The sequence below is a fragment of the Bacillus sp. FSL W7-1085 genome (genome assembly GCF_038595035.1).
Classification (GTDB): domain Bacteria; phylum Bacillota; class Bacilli; order Bacillales; family Bacillaceae; genus Bacillus; species Bacillus altitudinis.
The window spans coordinates 2587347-2606133 of sequence record NZ_CP152000.1 but is presented as its reverse complement, the minus strand read 5'-3'; the positions used below and the strand labels follow the sequence as shown (position 1 = coordinate 2606133).

At 41.6% G+C, this 18787-nt stretch carries 20 protein-coding genes and 2 other annotated features; of the genes, 18 read left to right on the top strand and 2 right to left on the bottom strand.

Annotated elements, in window-relative coordinates:
• Positions 1-27: 27 nt before the first annotated feature.
• The 14 genes from polA to MKY11_RS13360 all read left to right on the top strand — a co-directional run bounded on the left by polA (position 28) and on the right by MKY11_RS13360 (position 15235).
• Positions 28-2667 (top strand): DNA polymerase I, encoded by a 2640-nt coding sequence (gene polA / locus MKY11_RS13425; protein WP_045034149.1) that lies wholly within the window; start codon positions 28-30, stop codon positions 2665-2667.
• A 25-nt stretch (positions 2668-2692) separates the two neighbouring features.
• Positions 2693-3526: a DNA-formamidopyrimidine glycosylase gene (gene mutM, locus MKY11_RS13420; RefSeq protein ID WP_007501686.1), complete on the top strand. Its 834-nt coding sequence runs from the start codon at positions 2693-2695 to the stop codon at positions 3524-3526.
• A 174-nt stretch (positions 3527-3700) separates the two neighbouring features.
• Positions 3701-4333 (top strand): sporulation membrane protein YtaF, encoded by a 633-nt coding sequence (ytaF, locus tag MKY11_RS13415; protein WP_007501684.1) that lies wholly within the window; start codon positions 3701-3703, stop codon positions 4331-4333.
• A gap of 13 nt (positions 4334-4346) precedes the next feature.
• Complete coding sequence (coaE, locus tag MKY11_RS13410) at positions 4347-4952, top strand: dephospho-CoA kinase (RefSeq protein ID WP_024718656.1); 606 nt, start codon at positions 4347-4349, stop codon at positions 4950-4952.
• Positions 4953-5124: 172 nt separating this feature from the next.
• Positions 5125-6147, top strand: a complete 1023-nt coding sequence (locus tag MKY11_RS13405) for a glyceraldehyde-3-phosphate dehydrogenase (protein WP_008346043.1) — start codon at positions 5125-5127, stop codon at positions 6145-6147.
• A 235-nt stretch (positions 6148-6382) separates the two neighbouring features.
• Positions 6383-6763 (top strand): adenosylmethionine decarboxylase, encoded by a 381-nt coding sequence (gene speD / locus MKY11_RS13400; RefSeq protein ID WP_003216492.1) that lies wholly within the window; start codon positions 6383-6385, stop codon positions 6761-6763.
• Positions 6764-6947: 184 nt separating this feature from the next.
• Entirely contained in the window at positions 6948-7334 is a 387-nt protein-coding gene (locus MKY11_RS13395) for a hypothetical protein (RefSeq protein ID WP_017358264.1), read from the top strand.
• A 4-nt stretch (positions 7335-7338) separates the two neighbouring features.
• On the top strand, positions 7339-7797 hold the full coding sequence (nrdR, locus tag MKY11_RS13390) for a transcriptional regulator NrdR (RefSeq protein ID WP_003216720.1): 459 nt from the start codon (positions 7339-7341) through the stop codon (positions 7795-7797).
• Positions 7798-7896: 99 nt separating this feature from the next.
• Positions 7897-9318, top strand: a complete 1422-nt coding sequence (locus MKY11_RS13385) for a replication initiation and membrane attachment family protein (RefSeq protein WP_017367826.1) — start codon at positions 7897-7899, stop codon at positions 9316-9318.
• A gap of 17 nt (positions 9319-9335) precedes the next feature.
• Positions 9336-10265: a primosomal protein DnaI gene (gene dnaI / locus MKY11_RS13380; RefSeq protein WP_008346034.1), complete on the top strand. Its 930-nt coding sequence runs from the start codon at positions 9336-9338 to the stop codon at positions 10263-10265.
• A gap of 32 nt (positions 10266-10297) precedes the next feature.
• Positions 10298-10936 carry a TVP38/TMEM64 family protein gene (locus MKY11_RS13375; protein WP_058336551.1) on the top strand — a complete coding sequence of 213 codons (639 nt, stop codon included), beginning with the start codon at positions 10298-10300 and terminating at the stop codon, positions 10934-10936.
• Positions 10937-10996: 60 nt separating this feature from the next.
• Positions 10997-11866 carry a putative sporulation protein YtxC gene (ytxC, locus tag MKY11_RS13370; protein ID WP_259253269.1) on the top strand — a complete coding sequence of 290 codons (870 nt, stop codon included), beginning with the start codon at positions 10997-10999 and terminating at the stop codon, positions 11864-11866.
• A gap of 43 nt (positions 11867-11909) precedes the next feature.
• Positions 11910-12157 (top strand) — a binding site (T-box leader).
• A gap of 45 nt (positions 12158-12202) precedes the next feature.
• Positions 12203-14143: a threonine--tRNA ligase gene (gene thrS / locus MKY11_RS13365; RefSeq protein WP_342501480.1), complete on the top strand. Its 1941-nt coding sequence runs from the start codon at positions 12203-12205 to the stop codon at positions 14141-14143.
• Positions 14144-14314: 171 nt separating this feature from the next.
• Positions 14315-15235, top strand: coding sequence for a methyl-accepting chemotaxis protein (locus tag MKY11_RS13360; protein WP_256688579.1), 921 nt, complete (start codon positions 14315-14317; stop codon positions 15233-15235).
• A gap of 55 nt (positions 15236-15290) precedes the next feature.
• Here MKY11_RS13360 and MKY11_RS13355 read toward each other — a convergent pair whose 3' ends face one another.
• Positions 15291-16070: an HAD family hydrolase gene (locus MKY11_RS13355; RefSeq protein WP_024718651.1), complete on the bottom strand. Its 780-nt coding sequence runs from the start codon at positions 16068-16070 to the stop codon at positions 15291-15293.
• A gap of 136 nt (positions 16071-16206) precedes the next feature.
• Entirely contained in the window at positions 16207-16782 is a 576-nt protein-coding gene (locus MKY11_RS13350; RefSeq protein WP_268356004.1) for a DUF4352 domain-containing protein, read from the bottom strand.
• Between the two features lie 338 nt (positions 16783-17120).
• Positions 17121-17252: a sequence feature (ribosomal protein L20 leader region), on the top strand.
• 71 nt (positions 17253-17323) lie between these two features.
• On the opposite strand from MKY11_RS13350, the gene infC reads away from it, so the two are divergent.
• The 4 genes from infC to MKY11_RS13330 all read left to right on the top strand — a co-directional run bounded on the left by infC (position 17324) and on the right by MKY11_RS13330 (position 18786).
• Positions 17324-17839, top strand: a complete 516-nt coding sequence (gene infC / locus MKY11_RS13345) for a translation initiation factor IF-3 (protein WP_024718649.1) — start codon at positions 17324-17326, stop codon at positions 17837-17839.
• Positions 17840-17864: 25 nt separating this feature from the next.
• Entirely contained in the window at positions 17865-18065 is a 201-nt protein-coding gene (rpmI, locus tag MKY11_RS13340) for a 50S ribosomal protein L35 (protein ID WP_003216324.1), read from the top strand.
• Positions 18066-18096: 31 nt separating this feature from the next.
• The gene (gene rplT, locus MKY11_RS13335) at positions 18097-18456 is read left to right on the top strand and encodes a 50S ribosomal protein L20 (protein WP_007501659.1); all 360 of its coding nucleotides are present in this window, start codon (positions 18097-18099) and stop codon (positions 18454-18456) included.
• A 63-nt stretch (positions 18457-18519) separates the two neighbouring features.
• Complete coding sequence (locus tag MKY11_RS13330; RefSeq protein ID WP_096881722.1) at positions 18520-18786, top strand: DUF1294 domain-containing protein; 267 nt, start codon at positions 18520-18522, stop codon at positions 18784-18786.
• The last annotated feature ends 1 nt before the right edge of the window (position 18787 follow it).

Genomic DNA, 18787 nt, shown 5'->3' with positions numbered 1-18787 from the left:
CCGGCTCAGTCGATGGAGGATTAAAAGATGACAGATCAAAAGAAATTAGTACTTGTGGATGGAAACAGTCTCGCTTATCGAGCCTTTTTTGCTTTGCCGCTATTATCCAATGATAAAGGCGTACATACAAATGCCATTTATGGCTTTGCGATGATCTTAATGAAGATGCTGGAAGACGAGAAGCCGACTCATATGCTCGTAGCATTTGATGCGGGTAAAACCACCTTCCGTCACGAGACCTTTAAGGAATATAAAGGCGGAAGACAAAAAACTCCGCCAGAACTATCAGAACAAATGCCGTTCATCCGTGAGCTATTAGATGCTTATCAAGTGAAAAGGTACGAGCTTCCGCAATACGAGGCGGATGACATTATCGGCACACTGGCTGTAGAGGCAGAAAAGGACGGCTTTGAGGTCAAAATCTTCTCAGGAGATAAAGACTTAACGCAGCTTTCAACAGATCATACAACAGTAGCCATTACGAAAAAAGGTATCACAGAAGTAGAATATTACACACCGGCCCATATTGAAGAGAAATACGGCCTCAGACCAGATCAAATCATCGACATGAAAGGGCTGATGGGAGACTCATCAGACAATATACCTGGCGTGCCTGGTGTCGGTGAAAAAACAGCGATCAAATTACTAAAGCAGTTTGAAAGCCTTGAAAATCTGCTTGATCATATTGACGAAGTCAGCGGGAAAAAGCTAAAAGAAAAGCTTGAAGAATATAAAGAACAAGCGGTGATGAGTAAAAAGCTGGCGACGATTCTCGTAGAAGCACCAATAGATGTGTCAAGCAAAGAGCTCGCCTATGAAGGTCCTCACATGGAGCAGGTCATCTCGCTTTATAAAGAACTGGGCTTTCAAACGCTGCTAGAGCGTTTAGGAGAAGCGCCAGAATCAGATGAACCAGTAGAAATAGACGAACTAGACGTAAAGAAAATGACAGATGTCACGGAGGACATGCTGACAGATCACGCTGCACTTGTGGTAGAACAGCTAGGAGACAATTATCACGAAGCCGATTTGATAGGGTTTGCGATCCATAATGAGAACGGTGCATTTTTTATGACAAAAGAAGATGCTCTTCAATCTGAAGCGTTTAAACAATGGGTACAGGATGAAACGAAGAAGAAATGGGTCTTTGATTCCAAAAGAGCGGTTGTTGCGCTCAGATGGCATGATGTTGATCTTAAAGGTGTCGATAACGATGTCCTGCTCGCTTCCTATGTGGTCAATCCGCAGAAATCCTATGAGGACGTTGCAAGTGTGGCGAAGGAATATGGCCTGAACATAGCCCTTTCCGATGAAAAAGTTTACGGAAAAGGAGCGAAACAGGCGATTCCACCTGAAGAAGAGCTAAAAGACCATCTTGGAAGAAAAGCAGCAGCGATCTCTGCGCTGCATGATTTGACCCTTGAAGCGTTAGAAAAAAATGATCAGCATGAGCTGTATGAAGATTTAGAGCTGCCTCTTGCCCTCATCTTAGGTGAAATGGAATCTCTTGGGGTAAAAGTGGATGTTGAACGTCTTCAGAAAATGGGTGAAGAACTCACGAAGAAGCTGAAGGAATATGAAGAAACCATTCATCGGTTAGCAGGAGAAACATTTAACATCAATTCACCGAAGCAACTTGGTGTGATTTTATTTGAAAAATTAGGACTGCCGGTTATCAAAAAGACCAAAACAGGCTACTCTACGTCTGCGGATGTCCTTGAAAAGCTTGAAGACAAGCACGAAATTATTCGGTCCATTCTGCATTACCGTCAAATAGGAAAGCTGCAATCTACTTATGTGGAAGGCTTAATGAAAGTGACGCGCAAAGATACGCATAAAGTGCACACAAGATTTAATCAGGCACTTACACAAACAGGAAGATTAAGCTCAACAGACCCAAACCTTCAAAACATCCCGATTCGTTTAGAAGAAGGCCGAAAAATTCGTCAAGCGTTCGTTCCGTCAAAAGAAGGCTGGCTCATGTTTGCAGCTGACTATTCTCAAATTGAGCTGCGTGTACTCGCGCACATTTCTCAAGATGAGAACTTGATTGAAGCCTTTACGCAAGATATGGATATTCACACGAAAACAGCCATGGATGTGTTCCATGTCTCAGAAGAAGAAGTGACTTCCTCTATGAGAAGACAGGCCAAAGCTGTCAACTTCGGAATCGTATATGGAATTAGTGATTATGGACTGTCTCAAAACCTTGGGATTACAAGAAAAGAAGCAGCGGCCTTCATTGAACGTTATTTAACAAGCTTTAAAGGCGTGAAAACCTATATGGAGGACATCGTGCAGGAAGCAAAACAAAAAGGGTATGTGACCACGCTTCTTAAACGCAGACGATATATCCCAGATATCACAAGCCGTAATTTTAATGTGAAAAGCTTTGCGGAAAGAACGGCAATGAACACACCGATCCAAGGCAGTGCTGCCGATATCATCAAAAAAGCGATGATTGATATGGCACGAAAGTTAAAAGAAGAGAATCTGCAGGCAAATCTGTTATTGCAAGTGCACGATGAACTGATCTTTGAAGCGCCAAAAGAAGAAATCGCCATATTAGAAAAAATCGTCCCTGAAGTCATGGAAAACGCACTTCAGCTCGATGTGCCACTAAAAGTCGATTTCGCTTCAGGTCCATCTTGGTACGACGCAAAATAAAGAGAGAGAAAAAGGAGCGAGGAGCATGCCGGAATTACCAGAGGTTGAGACCGTCCGGCGCACTCTTCAGCGGTTAGTCAAAGGAAAAACGATTGAAACGGTCGATATCAAATGGCCAAATATCATCAAACGTCCTGGGGAACCGGAAGAGTTCGCTAGAAGGATGGTAGGAGAAACCATTCAAACCATTGAAAGAAGAGGGAAGTTTCTACTCTTTCATTTAGACCACTATGTGATGGTCTCCCATTTAAGAATGGAAGGGAAATACCGTGTACATGAAACTGGTGAGCCTTATGATAAACATGTACACGTCGTCTTTACGTTCACAGACGGTACCGAACTTCGGTACCATGATGTCCGTAAATTTGGGACGATGCATCTATTTCAGCCAGGCGAAGAAGAAAAAGAACTTCCGCTATCACAGCTGGGGTATGAACCTTTTTCAGACTCATTTACACCAGACTATTTATGGGAGCAATTAAAGAAAACCTCCCGCGTGGTCAAAACGGCTTTACTTGATCAAAAAATCGTGGTTGGCCTTGGTAATATTTATGTAGATGAAGTGCTGTTTAAATCAGGCATTCATCCAGAAACAAAAGCGAATCAGCTAAGTCTTGCATCTTGCAAGGTGCTCCACAAACATATTATAGACACGCTTCAAGTGGCTGTTGATGCAGGAGGTAGCACCATTCGTTCCTACATCAATTCACAAGGTGATATTGGGACTTTTCAATTACAGCTTCTTGTATATGACCGGCGGGGAGAACCTTGCCAGACGTGCGGCAGTATCATAGAGAAAACAGTGGTGGGAGGGCGCGGCACTCATTTTTGTGTGACCTGCCAAAAACGCCCTTCATAAAGGTAAGCCGTCAGCATGCTTCCTTTTTGCCATGCATACGATAAAAAACATTCTTTTTTCAGTAAGGTGTAGACTGACACACAGCCCACCTGCTCTTCATATAGTGAAGAAGAGTCTAAGGACGCCTAGAGACTCTTGATCATCGTTGCATGAACAGAAAGGAAGAGTACAGGTATGATTTCGTTTTCGCTTCTGTTTTTAGCTATTGCCGTCAGCATTGACAGCTTTTCTGTAGGTTTTACGTATGGTCTTCGCAAGATGAGGATTCCATTTAAAGCCATCGTTATTATTGCTTGCTGTTCAGGAATTGTGTTGCTCATTTCCATGCTGATTGGCAGCCTGCTCACGACATTTCTCCCTGTCTCAGTGACAGATAAACTGGGTGGAGGCATTTTAATTGCCATCGGACTTTGGGTTCTGTATCAATTTTATAAACCAGCGAAAGAGCGTGATTTGCTCCTTCATGAAAAAACACTTCTCAATGTAGAAGTGCAGTCTCTTGGGCTTGTCATTCATATTTTACGAAAGCCTACAAGTGCAGATATTGACCGCTCTGGCACCATTAATGGAATGGAAGCGGTGCTTCTTGGAATTGCTTTATCCATCGATGCATTTGGTGCAGGGATTGGTGCAGCGATTCTTGGTTTTTCTCCAATTGTCATGAGCATCACGGTCGCTGTGATGAGTTCTCTTTTTGTATGCATCGGACTGCGTGCAGGTCATTATTTGGCCAATTGGCGCTGGATCGATAAACTCGCATGCTTACCAGGGCTGTTGCTCATTTTAATTGGGGTGTGGAAGCTGTAAAGGAGGAAACGAATTGACGCTCGTCATTGGATTAACAGGCGGGATTGCTAGCGGAAAAAGCACAGTCTCGCAGATGATAAAAGAGAAAGGCATTCGGGTGGTGGATGCTGATATCATTGCAAAAGAAGCGGTTTCTAAAGGATCGGCTGCCCTTCATCAAATCGTTCAAACTTTTGGTGAAGAGGTTCTTCTGCCAAATGGTGAACTGAACCGGCAGCAGCTTGGTGCGATCATTTTTTCTGATGAAGAGAAAAGAAAAAAGCTCAATGCCATCGTTCATCCTGAAGTCAGAAAGGAAATGCTCGAGCAGCGTGATGAAGGGGTGAGCAACAATGAAACATTCGTTGTGCTTGATATCCCGCTCCTATTCGAGAGCAAGCTGGAAGGTCTAGTCGACCGCATCATCGTTGTGTACACGACGCCTGAATTGCAGCTGTCGCGGCTCATGAATCGAAACGACCTGAGCGAGGAAGAAGCACTGAATCGCATTCACTCCCAGCAGCCTCTTGAGGAAAAATGCCAAAAAGCAGACCGCGTGATAGAAAACACAAAAGATCTTGCTTTTATTAGAAAGCAATTAGAGAACATATTAAACGAATGGGAACATACAGATAAGTAAGAGTACATACAGTACTCTTCTTTTTTTATGCTTTTTTCGTCAATTTCATTGCAAAGAACAGCCCTTTTTTGAAAATATACGTTTATATACTGGCAATTACATTCTAATGTGATATACTAATTTCATAAATAAATTTATTGAGTATAACACATAATAGAGGAGTGACCTGTTCATGAAGGTAAAAGCAGCGATCAATGGGTTTGGCAGAATTGGACGCATGGTCTTCAGAAAAGCAATGCTTGATGATCAAATTCAAATTGTAGCGGTGAACGCAAGCTATCCTGCCGAAACGCTAGCACATTTAATTAAATATGACACAAATCATGGACGTTACGAATGCGATGTGACAGCAGAAGATGACGCGTTGATTGTCAATGGCAAAAGAGTGCTTTTGCTCAATAATAGAGACCCAAAGCAGCTCCCATGGGGAGAGCTTGGGATTGATATCGTGATCGAAGCAACAGGGAAATTTAATTCAAAAGATCAAGCGATGGGCCATATAGATGCCGGAGCGAAAAAGGTCGTACTTACAGCTCCAGGTAAAAATGAAGACGTTACAATTGTAATGGGTGTCAATGAGGATGATCTTGATCCTGAAAAGCACGTCGTTATTTCAAACGCATCTTGTACAACAAACTGTTTAGCGCCAGTTGTCAAATTGTTAGATGATGAATTTGGCATCGACAACGGCTTAATGACAACGGTTCATGCTTATACAAATGATCAAAAAAATATCGACAACCCCCACAAGGATTTGCGCCGGGCAAGAGCATGTGCCCAGTCCATCATTCCAACGACGACGGGTGCCGCTAAAGCGCTTTCTTTAGTGCTGCCGCACATGAAAGGGAAATTACATGGACTTGCACTTCGCGTACCGGTTTCAAATGTATCGATGGTTGATCTTGTGGTCGACTTGAAAAAAGATGTCACAGCAGAAGAGGTAAATGCTGCCTTTGCAACGGCTTCAAAAACATCTCTTGCTGGCATATTAGACTACACAGATGAACCACTTGTCTCCACAGACTTTAACACAAACCCTTATTCTGCTGTCGTTGATGGACTTACAACGATGGTGATGGAAGGCAGAAAAGTAAAAGTTCTTGCATGGTATGACAATGAATGGGGCTATTCTTGCAGAGTGGTTGATCTTGTAAAGTTTGTTGGTTCCCAGATGAAAGAGCTTTCAGCTGTTTGAAATGAAGAAGACTGAACGTCCCTTTTCAAGAAATGAGAGAAAATCCCACTAAAAACACAGCTTGCAAAATGGGTCTAAACAAAGTATACTATTTTTCGTGAACTTCTTGTTCGCAGACTCATTCGGGTATACTTAAAGGGTTAGGACCTCTTTGGACTAACTTTCCCCCGTGGTATATGTCCGGTCCGGCTGCTTAGAACTTCACTCTTTCATTCTTGTTTAAGGGGGGTCCATGATGGAAACAATCGGACGTCACGTTATCTCCGAGTTATGGGGATGCGACTGTGATAAACTGAACGACATGGATTTTATTGAAAAAACGTTTGTAAATGCAGCTTTGAAATCAGGAGCTGAAGTAAGAGAGGTTGCTTTTCACAAATTTGCACCTCAAGGAGTAAGTGGAGTTGTCATTATTTCTGAATCTCATCTGACAATTCACAGCTTTCCTGAACATGGTTATGCGAGCATAGATGTTTATACTTGCGGCGATCTAGATCCGAATATTGCAGCAGATCATATCGGAGATGAACTAGGTGCTGAAACAAGAGAAAACATCGAAATTCCTCGAGGCATGGGACCTGTACAAGTGAAACAGGCGCAAGCCAAAGCACTGTAAACATAAAAAAGATTGCAATGGGAGCTGGCCAAAAGCATTAAATGCCTTTGTGTTATGCTCCTTTTTATATTTGTTCCATACACGACATCCAGCATGATCCAACCTGTCTATACTTTTGTTCTAGGAAAACAAAGGTTTTTTTTATAAAATAAAGAAGAGGGTTTATGACAAAGGGGATACGTGTATGACTTTAGGACAAAAGCTCAAACGATTCATTTCAAATCATACAGAAACATCTGACCATCATCCAGTGTCAGAGCTGAAAAGCCATTACTACAAATCGACACAAACTCAAGTTTTCCAAGCGGTAGAAGCCGTTCTTTCAAGAAACGATTCCTATCAAGTGACATCTGTTTCAGCAGAACGAGGTGAAATCAGCGCAAACATACGAACGCCGAAAAAAGCTTTTCTCGTGGCGACTGTCATTTCAATTCGTCCTTTTGAAACAGCTGTCGATTTTAATGTGACAACAGAAACAGCACTGCCAACAGACTTTGGCTACAGTCAAAAGGCTGTTTTGTCCCTTTATAAAGAACTAGACAAACAACTTCCAAGAAGAGATCGGAGCTGATGAAATGAAATGTCCCACATGTCAGCACCTTGGCACAAGGGTGCTTGATTCAAGACCAGTAGATGAAGGGAAGTCCATCCGTCGCAGAAGAGAGTGTGAAAGCTGTCAATATCGCTTCACGACGTTTGAAAAATTAGAAGAATTGCCATTGATTGTGGTGAAAAAAGAAGGAATTCGAGAAGAGTTCAGCCGGGAAAAGATGCTGAGAGGTCTCATTAAAGCATGTGAAAAACGTCCTGTCGCTTTAAAACAGCTCGAGGATGTCTGCTTTAACATCGAGAAGGAATTGCGTAACCAAGGCATGTCAGAGGTGAAAAGCGAGCTTGTAGGGGAAATGGTGATGGACGAGCTGGCGAAAATTGATGAAGTGTCTTACGTCAGGTTTGCCTCGGTATACCGTCAATTTAAAGATATCAATGTATTTATTGATGAATTAAAAGATTTATTAAAGAAAGAACGCTAAAAAAGAGCTGAAGATTCTTCATGCTCTTTTTCCTGCGTAAAGCGTAAAACGCAAAAAGAGTGTACAATGAAGACAACCGTATTAAGGGAGGATCAGCATATGACAGAGCATTGGAAGGAAGTGCTAGCCGTCGATCCGTATGTCGTCAAAAGCGCTTCATTGCTCGGTGACATCGATAGACAGCTTATTACTCTTTTATATCAGCCGCTTATTGGCATGTCCGCTTTCAGTTTATACATGACGCTGTGGGGAGAGCTGGAACAAAATCGAATGTGGGGGAAACCCGCACCTCACCGTCAGCTGATGGTGATGCTGCAAACGAATTTAAATGATATTTTTGAGGAGCGCTTAAAGCTTGAAGCGATCGGATTACTCCGCACATATGAACAGGAAACGGAAGAAGGCAGACTGTTTACATATGAGCTCGTGCCGCCGCTGAGACCGGATGAATTTTTCCAAGACGGTATGCTGAATGTCCTTTTGTATCATCGGGTAGAGAAAGCAAAATATATGCAGCTTCGTGATTATTTTTCTTATCCAGGAGTTCCTGCTGATGCAAAGAACATCTCCCGATCGTTTGAAGAAGTGTTTCACGTCTTGCAGCCAGGAGAGCGCAAGATGACAGAGGAAATCAATCAGGCGTCATCGCTTGACGAGGGCTACGAATATGTGACAGTTGGCTCAAGTCAGCCTGCACCGCTTTCAGATGAATCTTTTGATTTTGATCTATTGTTAGCAGGCATGTCGGATATGATGATTCCGAGAAAAGCTTTGACAAAGCAAGTGAAAGAGACAATTAAGAAGTTAGCGGTCGTCTATGGCATCACCCCGCTGCAAATGCAAAATATTGTCGCAGGTGCCTGTGGTTCAGATCAGATGATATCAACTGAGGATCTGCGAAAAGCAGCGAGAGACTGGTATCAAATTGAATACAGAGGTGAACAGCCGAAGCTGATTGATCAAAAACAGCCAAGGCATTTACGTCACAATGTCACGCAGAATTCAGGTGCAGATGCGCCTGATGCGAAATTGATTGAAAAGCTTGATCATATTTCGCCTAGAGAGCTTCTAAAAGATATGGCAGATGGCATTGAGCCGACGTATGCAGACTTAAGAATTGTTGAAGATATTATGCTTGAGCAGCAGCTAGAGCCTGGGGTCATGAATGTCCTGATCTACTATACACTGCTAAAAACCGATATGAAACTGTCCAAAACATATATGCAGAAAATCGCCGCCCACTGGGTGCGAAAGAAAATCAAAACAGTGGCAGCTGCTATGAAAATTGCCAAAGAAGAGAATAGGCAAATGACAGAATGGGCGCAGCAAAAAAATAAGCGTCAATCATATGGGTCAGGAAAAGTGATCCGCGAGGAGAAACTGCCTGACTGGATGAAGGAAGCTGAAACGAAAGAACAGCCAAAGGAACAGACAGATAACTTGTCTACAGAGGACCTCGAACGAGAAAAAGAAAAATTGTTAGATCAGTTTAATAATATGAAAAAGTACAATGCACATTAATGTGAGGTGAGATGGAGATGAAACCGATCGGTCGTTCATTTGATCAGCTAAAAGGGCGGGTAGATTTTCGCGTGAGATACAATCAGATTAAAGAAAGTGTCCTAGCTGATGAAGATGTAAAAGCTTTTTTAAAGGAGCATCAAGAGGACATCCAAGAAGACATGATCAATCGCAGCTTGAACAGGCTCTTTGAATATGTACAACAATCAAAGGGTTGTTCTTACTGCTTAGAGGAAGAGAATGTAAATGTCATTTTAGACGGGTATCACCCGAAGCTTGTGATCAAAGGTCAAAGCATTGATATTGAATATTCCCCTTGTCCTGTCAAACTGCGGCTTGATAGACAGAAAAAACAGCAAGAACTCATGAAAAGCATGTACATTCCGCAGAATGTTCTTCAAGCGACGTTTGCTGATTTAAATGTGGTTGGAAGACAAGAAGTCATTCAAAAAGTAGGTCAATTCCTGCAAAGTTATGATGAAACAGGTAAGGGAAAAGGCCTCTATTTACATGGAAAGTTTGGGGTCGGAAAAACATTTATTCTGGCAGCGATTGCGCAGCAGCTAGCGGTAAAAGAGTATCCATCTCTCCTTGTATACGTGCCTGAATTTGTGAGAGAGTTAAAAAATTCGTTAGCTGATCATACACTCGAAGAGAAGCTGAATATGGTCAAATCTACACCAATTTTAATGCTTGATGATATTGGAGCAGAGTCGATGACAAGCTGGGTACGAGATGAACTTTTAGGAACAATCTTGCAATACCGCATGGCAGAGCAGCTGCCGACTTTTTTCTCTTCTAATTTCTCACCGAATGAGTTAAAGCATCACTTTACGTACTCACAGCGCGGGGAAAAAGAAGAGGTGAAGGCAGCTCGATTAATGGAACGTATTCTCTACCTAGCTGAACCAGTTCTGCTTGAAGGAGAAAATCGCCGTCATTTATAAAAAGATAGGTCACGTGAAGGGGAGCGGATGAAATGAATAAAAGAAAATGGCTGCTTTTCCTCGTGATTGGGGTTCTAGCTGCTGTGCTATGGTGGCTCAACAAACAGCATTTTCAACTGTCGCCGAAAGATGTGAAGAATTGGATTCTTCAATTTGGGATGCTGGCTCCCTTTGTCTTTCTTTTCTTATCACTTTTTCGTCCATTTGTGCTTGTCCCTCTCACCGTCTTTTCGCTAGCAGCAGGTTTGGCATTCGGCAGTGTCCTTGGGACCATTTATGCCTTAGCTGGTGCGACAGCAGGTGCAACAGGATCTTTCCTGCTTGCCTCAACCTTCCGTTCAAACAAGCAGGAAACCGAATCAAGCAATCGGAAGCTAAAAGCGGTGACGTCCCGTATTCAAGAGCATGGATTTCTTTATATCCTCTTATTACGCATTGCGCCCATTCACTTTGATTTTGTCAGTTATGCCGCAGCAGCTTCACGTGCGAATTATCGTGCATTTGCGGCGGCGACTTTTTTAGGATTGATACCTGGTACTGTGGCGTTAAATGTCCTTGGATCAAGCTTTGTGAGCGGAAATTATGCCGCCTTAGCGATTGTTTGTTTGATTTATTTGATCTTTATCTCAGTGCCACTGATTTTAAAAAGAAAGATGCCTGATTTATTTTAGGCGTCTATTTTTTATGTTCTCCCCATATATATGTAACAGATGTCGTTAGGGGGGACAAACATGCTTGAAATAATCTTTGAAGATGAATATGATACCGCCGCTTTTTTACATCTTGCTGAACACTTTGACAGTCGGCATCACATTTCGATTCAACAAGGGAAAGACCGGCTTCTCATAGAAGCGAAAAAATCAGGAGAAGCCATTGAGCACATTGTGCGGACATTACTGATTCACTTTTTTTTGGAATGCAAAGAAAATGAACGCATGCGCAGCATCCTTGAAAACACATACTTATTTAAAGATCCAGAAGAGCAACACCAAATTCTTTCAATCGCCCATAGCATCATGAAAGGGGATCTAGATGATATTCCTGGAATTCATCAAGACCCACCGAGGGAGGATCTGTTAAAAAAAGAGCTTGAGACGATTTCTTTACAGAAAGGTGTTTTTTCCATTGGTTCATTTATGACATTTAGGCTCTCAGCGTATGACAGAAGGCTGAAGAACTATGTTGAAGTATCCATCGAAGAATATAAAATGGAACAAGAATATCAAAACTTTATTCAATCCCTTCGAGACTATGTGATGTCAAGAGAACCTAAGCTTGAAAAAGTACATGTTGTGCATCAGGACCGCCTGATGATTTGGGAATTTCGGTACGCTTCTGAGCGTGATCAAAAACAATACATAGACAGACAGTTTGTAAGAGAGCATCCAATGTATATTGATTCGCAGTTGATTGCACCGCTTGTATCCATTGCGCCACAAAAGATTGACCTATTTACAGATGATACAGGTCACTCGATGGTGCAAACCATTCAAAATATTTTTCAAGAAAGAGTTGAGGTATTCCCTTCTCATTCGTTTCAGGAACAGCATGTTCAATTTGTTCCTAGTCATTTGGAAAAGAAAAGTGAAAAGCTTTCTTGATTTTCACGAAAAAACGTTTTATAATACGGTGTAACTTCATACAGAGACCGTATTGATAAGGACATGAACAAATGAACACCCGCTTAAAGAGAGGGAAGCCGTGGCTGAAAGCTTCCTAGCAGAGGACCATTTGCTTTACCACCTTTGAACATCAGCTGTGAACTGTTTAGTAATAGCTGACGGGAATTCCCGTTATTGAACCACAAGCCGTATTTGCTTTTGACAAAGCAAGCTGCAAATACGGGAAAAAGGGTGGAACCACGATTCCGTTTATTCAACCTCGTCCCTTTCCAGGGGGCGGGGTTTTTATATTGCCAAAAAAAGGAGTGACTAGAGATGTCAGAACAAATTCAACTTACATTTCCAGATGGAGCAGTCAAGGAGTTTGACAAAACAGCTACAACAGAAGACATCGCGGCATCAATTAGCCCAGGCCTAAAGAAAAAAGCGCTTGCCGGTAAATTGAACGGCAAAGAAATAGATCTGCGTACGCCGCTGTTAGAAAGTGGAACAATCGAGATCATCACAGATAAGAGTGAAGAAGCGCTCGATATTATGCGCCACAGCACAGCGCATTTGCTTGCACAGGCAATCAAACGCATTTATGGAAAAGAGCATCACGTCCAGTTTGGCGTAGGCCCTGTCATCGAAAATGGCTTTTACTATGATGTCGACATCGATGTAGCGATTACACCTGAAGATTTACCAAAGATTGAAAAAGAAATGAAAAAAATCATTAACAGCAATTTGCCGATTGAGCGCATTGAAGTTTCAAGAGAAGAAGCGAAAGCACGCTTTGAAGCAATTGGCGATGAATTGAAGCTAGAGCTGTTAGAAGCAATCCCAGAAGGCGAAGCCGTCACAATTTATGAGCAAGGTGAATTCTTCGATCTATGCCGTGGTATTCACTTGCCGTCTACAGGGAAAATCAAAGAATTCAAGCTGTTAAGCCTTGCAGGTGCTTACTGGAGAGGCGACAGTAACAACCAAATGCTTCAGCGTATTTACGGAACAGCTTTCTTCAGCAAAGAAGAATTAAACGAGCATTTACGTCTGCTTGAAGAAGCAAAAGAGCGTGATCACCGTAAACTAGGCAAAGAATTAAAACTGTTTGCGAACTCTCAAAAGGTGGGCCAAGGTCTTCCGCTCTGGCTGCCAAAAGGGGCAACAATTCGCCGCGTCATTGAGCGTTATATTGTTGATAAAGAAGTACGCCTTGGTTATGAGCATGTGTATACACCCGTTCTTGCGAGTGTAGAATTGTATAAAACATCAGGCCACTGGGCGCATTATCAAGAAGACATGTTCCCTGTGATGGAAATGGACAATGAAGATCTTGTTCTCCGTCCAATGAACTGTCCGCACCATATGATGATTTATAAAAATGAACCGCATAGCTATCGCGAATTGCCAATTCGGATTGCAGAGCTTGGCACAATGCACCGTTATGAAATGTCAGGTGCTTTATCCGGCCTTCAGCGTGTTCGCGGGATGACATTAAACGATGCCCATATCTTTGTTCGTCCAGATCAAATCAAAGACGAATTCATTCGTACAGTTCGTTTAATTGAAGAAGTATACCAAGACTTCGGCTTAAATGATTATACGTTCCGCTTATCTTACCGTGATCCAGAAGATACTGAGAAGTATTTTGACGATGATGCAATGTGGAATAAAGCACAGTCTATGCTGAAAGATGCAATGGACGAGCTTGGACATGACAACTATGAAGCAGAAGGCGAAGCGGCATTTTATGGTCCGAAGCTTGACGTCCAAGTAAAGACAGCTCTTGGAAAAGAAGAGACTTTGTCTACTGTACAGCTAGACTTCTTACTTCCAGAGCGTTTCGATCTCACATATATCGGAGAAGATGGAAAACACCATCGTCCAGTTGTCATTCATAGAGGAGTTGTGTCCACAATGGAACGCTTCGTTGCCTTCTTAATTGAAGAATACAAAGGAGCTCTTCCAACATGGCTGGCACCTGTACAATTCCAAGTCATCCCGGTTTCACCATCTGTCCATCTAGATTACGCGAAAAAAGTGCAAGAACGTTTGCAGCTTGAAGGACTGCGTGTAGAACTAGACAGTCGTGATGAAAAAATAGGATACAAAATTAGAGAAGCGCAAATGCAAAAGATTCCGTACATGCTGGTTGTCGGTGATCAAGAAGCAGAAAATGGCGCGGTCAATGTAAGAAAATATGGGGAACAAGATTCAGAAACAATGGACCTCGAAGCTTTTGTGAAACATGCAGTAGCAGAAGCAAAAAAATAATGAAGGCGAACGAAACAGTCAGTGATCTCATCTATTGAGGTTGCTGGCTTTTTTCTTATGGAAAAAAATTCTCCACTAGTGATCCAAGTACGCAAATGATACGTTTAGATAGTACGAAAGTATGGGTAAGTATGTACTATTAGAGAGAGGCAAATTGGGGGAATGAAAGCGATGATTCAAACAACAAACACTTTATCAACACAAGTATTAGAGCAATCAGCCGTTCTTCGAGCGTTAGAACACTCACTGGCGATGATTGAATTTGATGTCACAGGTAAGGTCCTATGGGTCAATGATATTTTTGCAAAAGCCATGAAATATTCAAAGGAAGAAATGATTGGTTTAAAGCATAGACAGTTTTGTCCTCCGCATATTGCAGAAGACGCAAGTTATCAAATGTTTTGGAAGCGTTTGAAGAATGGTCAAGTGTTTCAGGAAAAGGTGCAGCGGATCACGAAGTACGGTGACACCTTATGGCTTGAAGCGACGTATACGCCAGTGCTCGATGAAGAGGGGAATGTAGTGGCTGTCGTGAAAGTGGCAACAGATATTACGGAGAGAGAAAACACAATGAAGCAGGTAGTAGAAGACCTAAAGGATATGTCTGCAAAATTAATGGAGCGAGCGGAAATCGGCATCCAGCATAGTCAAAGTGTAAATGCTTCTTTTGAACATATCGCGAATGAAACTGATCAAAACATGAGTTTGCTAGAAGGGTTAACAGAGCAGGTGGAGTCGATCAGCTCAATTGCTACAACGATTAACAGTATCGCTTCCCAAACGCAGCTGCTCGCATTGAACGCGGCCATAGAAGCTGCGCATGCGGGTTCCTATGGAAATGGTTTTAGTGTCGTCGCGGCAGAAATCCGTAAGCTTGCGACAGATTCAAAGGAAGCGATCGTAAAGGTGGATCGTTATGTGAAGGCGATCCATTTAGAAGTTGAAAAGGTCAGCAACGGAACAAGCCGTGCAAAGACAAGCGTGTTTACAAACCGGGATCTTGTCAAGCAGGCAAGCGAGGAATTCATGAATGTAGGAGAAGCAGCACGCGGCTTAGATCGTCAAGCACAAAGTTTAGCAGCAATTGTATAGCCCAAAACGAAAAAACACCCAATCTCGATCAGGAGAAGGGTGTTTTTCCTATGGTTTATTTTAAAATATCAAACAATTCGTGTAAGTCTTTAATTTCATAATCTGGTGTCACATCTGTTTCATTTTTCTTGCCATGACGATTGATCCAAACGGTTTGGATGCCAGCGCGAGAAGCGCCGAGAATATCTGTTTTTGGATTATCTCCTACCATGATGACGTCATCTTTTGTGAGATTTAACAGCTGAAGGCAGTGCTCAAAGATGCCAGGATCAGGCTTTCCTTTTCCGTAATCTCCTGAAATCACAATTTCATTAAAGTAAGGGGCAAGTTCCGGAACACCTGCAAGTTTTTCTTTTTGCAGACTAGGATCTCCATTTGTTAAAAGGAGTAATTCATAGGTGCCCTTCAGGCGCTCTAAAACAGGATACGTTTCTTCATAGACATACGGGCGTTTTCTACGCTCTGCTGCAAAGAAATCTGCTAAGTATTGACCAAATGCTTCATCATCAATTCCTGCCTCTTTTAAGCCGTTCGTCCAAGCATTTTTGCGATACTCTGGTGCAAGGGCGTTCAGCTTTTGAAAGCCTTCGCTAATTGGCTCACTAAAATTAGACCACAGTCCTTCAAAAGGATTAATGCCAATCATAACAGTATAATCATATGTTTCATAAGAAGAGTACAGCTTTCTTGCTTCTTCACGCACAATCTGTTCAAACGATTCTGGATCAAGTCCATATTTCTTTTCCGCTTCCCTGCATGTTTCCTGAAAAGTGGTATGAATGCTTTTTTCATCCCAAAGCAAAGTATCATCTAAATCGAAAAATACGGCTTTCATGATCTTCTCCCTTGTTATGTATGTAGTTACCCTCAATTGCATGTGACAGGCTCATGTTCATTTTACAATAGAAGTTTTAGAGTTTAAATAGATTATTTAGTAATAAAAAAAGTGCACAAAAATGTGCACTCTTACATTATTTTGATAAATCAATGGTCTTATACTTACCGCCAGTCCATCCTAGTCCTGATGAGACTTGAAGCGAGAATTTCTTTTCGTTTGGAACTTCAAAAGCAATTTTACCTTTTTTAGATAATTTAGGATTTATTTGTTTTAAGAAGAAACTTGAATCGATATCATTGACATACATGTTATTTGTTGCGAGTGATTTGTATTCTGTACCGTCTTTGCCAATTAACCTAAACATCTCAGTATCTACCGTTCTATCTTTTTTACCTGTATTTATGACCGTTACCTCAACAATCACGAATTTGCCGTCTGTCGTTACATCGCTCATATACTGTTTTTGTAAAGATTTCGCTTCTGTTACGCTGTTTACTTGATAAGTAAAGTCTTCGACTGCTACTTTATCTCCAATTTTATGCGTTTTTTCTTTATTATTTTTCTTTTCGCTACTCGTTACTGCATTTTTAGAACCAGTATTTGATGTATTATCTTTTTTGTTGCCGCCCCCAGCCATACAAGATACAAAGATAATAATCAAAATGAGAATAATGATACTAAGACACCCAATCTTAAAAAACTTTTTCAAATAAATCCCCTACTTTTCCTTATTTTATTAAATGAATTTGAATACCTCACCAATGATAAGTCTAAAGGATTATAAAATCAATCATTTTTTTGAAAAAATAGATATAATATCCTTTTTTATATGGAATATGATTTATATTTTGGTTTATTTTGTGTATACAACTTGATTTATATCGGTGTGTTAATGAAATATTGAAGGAATTGAAGAGACTTTATTTTCTTTTTAAATAAGTCTTGCCCAAAACGTTTCGTCATGCTAAAATGAAAAAGTTGTTTCAAGAGTTCGGTTACTTGACGGACAAATGAAAATTGTGTAGAATAGTTAACGAATTGAATAGATATCACAAGCAGAAGCACCCGCTTCTCACCTGATTGACACATGTTTGTAGTTGACAGGTTGACCGTACATTTATTTTTTCATGCAAATGTTCGCAGTGTGGGTGTTTTATATGCCCACACTTTTTGTTTGCCTGTAAAACATACAACGAAATGGTCAAAATGAATTGTGAACTCAATTCAAAATCTCATGGAGGTGGCTCACTATTAGCAAAGATCAATTAGTTAATGAAGGTATTCGTGCGCGTGAAGTTCGTTTGATCGGACAAAATGGCGATCAGCTGGGGATTAAAACCCGCCAGGAAGCTCTGGAAATTGCTACGAAAGCCAATCTTGACCTTGTGTTAGTTGCTGCAAATGCAAAACCACCTGTTTGCCGAATCATGGACTACGGTAAGTTCCGATTCGAACAACAGAAGAAGGAAAAAGAGGCACGTAAGAATCAAAAAATCATTAGCTTAAAAGAAGTTCGGTTGAGCCCGACAATCGATGAACATGATTTTAACACGAAGCTCCGTAATGCAATCAAATTCCTTGAAAAGGGCGATAAAGTGAAAGCTTCTATCCGCTTTAAAGGCCGTGCGATTACGCATAAAGAAATCGGACAGCGCGTGTTAGACCGTTTCTCTGAAGCTTGCGCTGAAGTAGCAACAGTAGAAACAAAACCTAAGATGGACGGACGCAGCATGTTCCTCATGCTTGCACCAAAAGTCGAAAAGTAAAAGTAACAGAGGGAGGAAACATCCAATGCCAAAAATGAAAACTCACCGCGGATCTGCTAAACGTTTCAAAAAAACAGGTTCTGGTAAACTTAAACGTTCTCATGCGTACACAAGTCACTTGTTCGCTAACAAATCTACAAAGCAAAAACGTAAATTGCGTAAGAGCGCAATCGTAAGTGCTGGAGATTTCAAACGTATCAAACAACAACTTGCAAACATCAAGTAATCTGGAATAGGAAACATAGGAGGGAATTACAATGCCAAGAGTAAAAGGCGGAACTGTGTCGCGTCAGCGTCGTAAAAAGGTTCTTAAATTAGCAAAAGGTTATTTCGGTTCAAAACATAGATTATATAAAGTAGCAAACCAACAGGTGATGAAATCTGGAAACTACGCTTTCCGTGACCGTCGTCAGAAAAAACGTGACTTCCGTAAACTATGGATCACTCGTATCAATGCTGCAGCTCGTATGAACGGTCTTTCTTACAGCCGTTTAATGCATGGCTTAAAGCTTTCTGGTATCGAAGTAAACCGCAAAATGCTTGCTGATCTTGCTGTGAATGACCTAAACGCATTCAACCAGCTTGCTGATGCTGCAAAAGCACAACTAGACAAGTAAGTCATATAAAAGATCATTCCGCCAAGGAGTGGTCTTTTTTTCTCATCATGTGAGGTGAAATCAATGAATATCGCTCTGATCGTGCTGCTCATCTCAGTCAATGTCTATGGGTTTTGTCTCATGGGAGAGGATAAACGCCGGGCGAAAGCACACAAATGGAGAATATCAGAAGCGCACTTATGGAGTGCCGCAGTACTTTTTGGTGCTGCTGGGTCATTTCTTGGCATGCAGTATTTCCGTCATAAAACAAAGCATCCTGCCTTTCAAATGGGTATGCCTGCTTTAATTGTTGTCCAATTGGTGATATTGGTCTATCTCAATCTCATCTGAA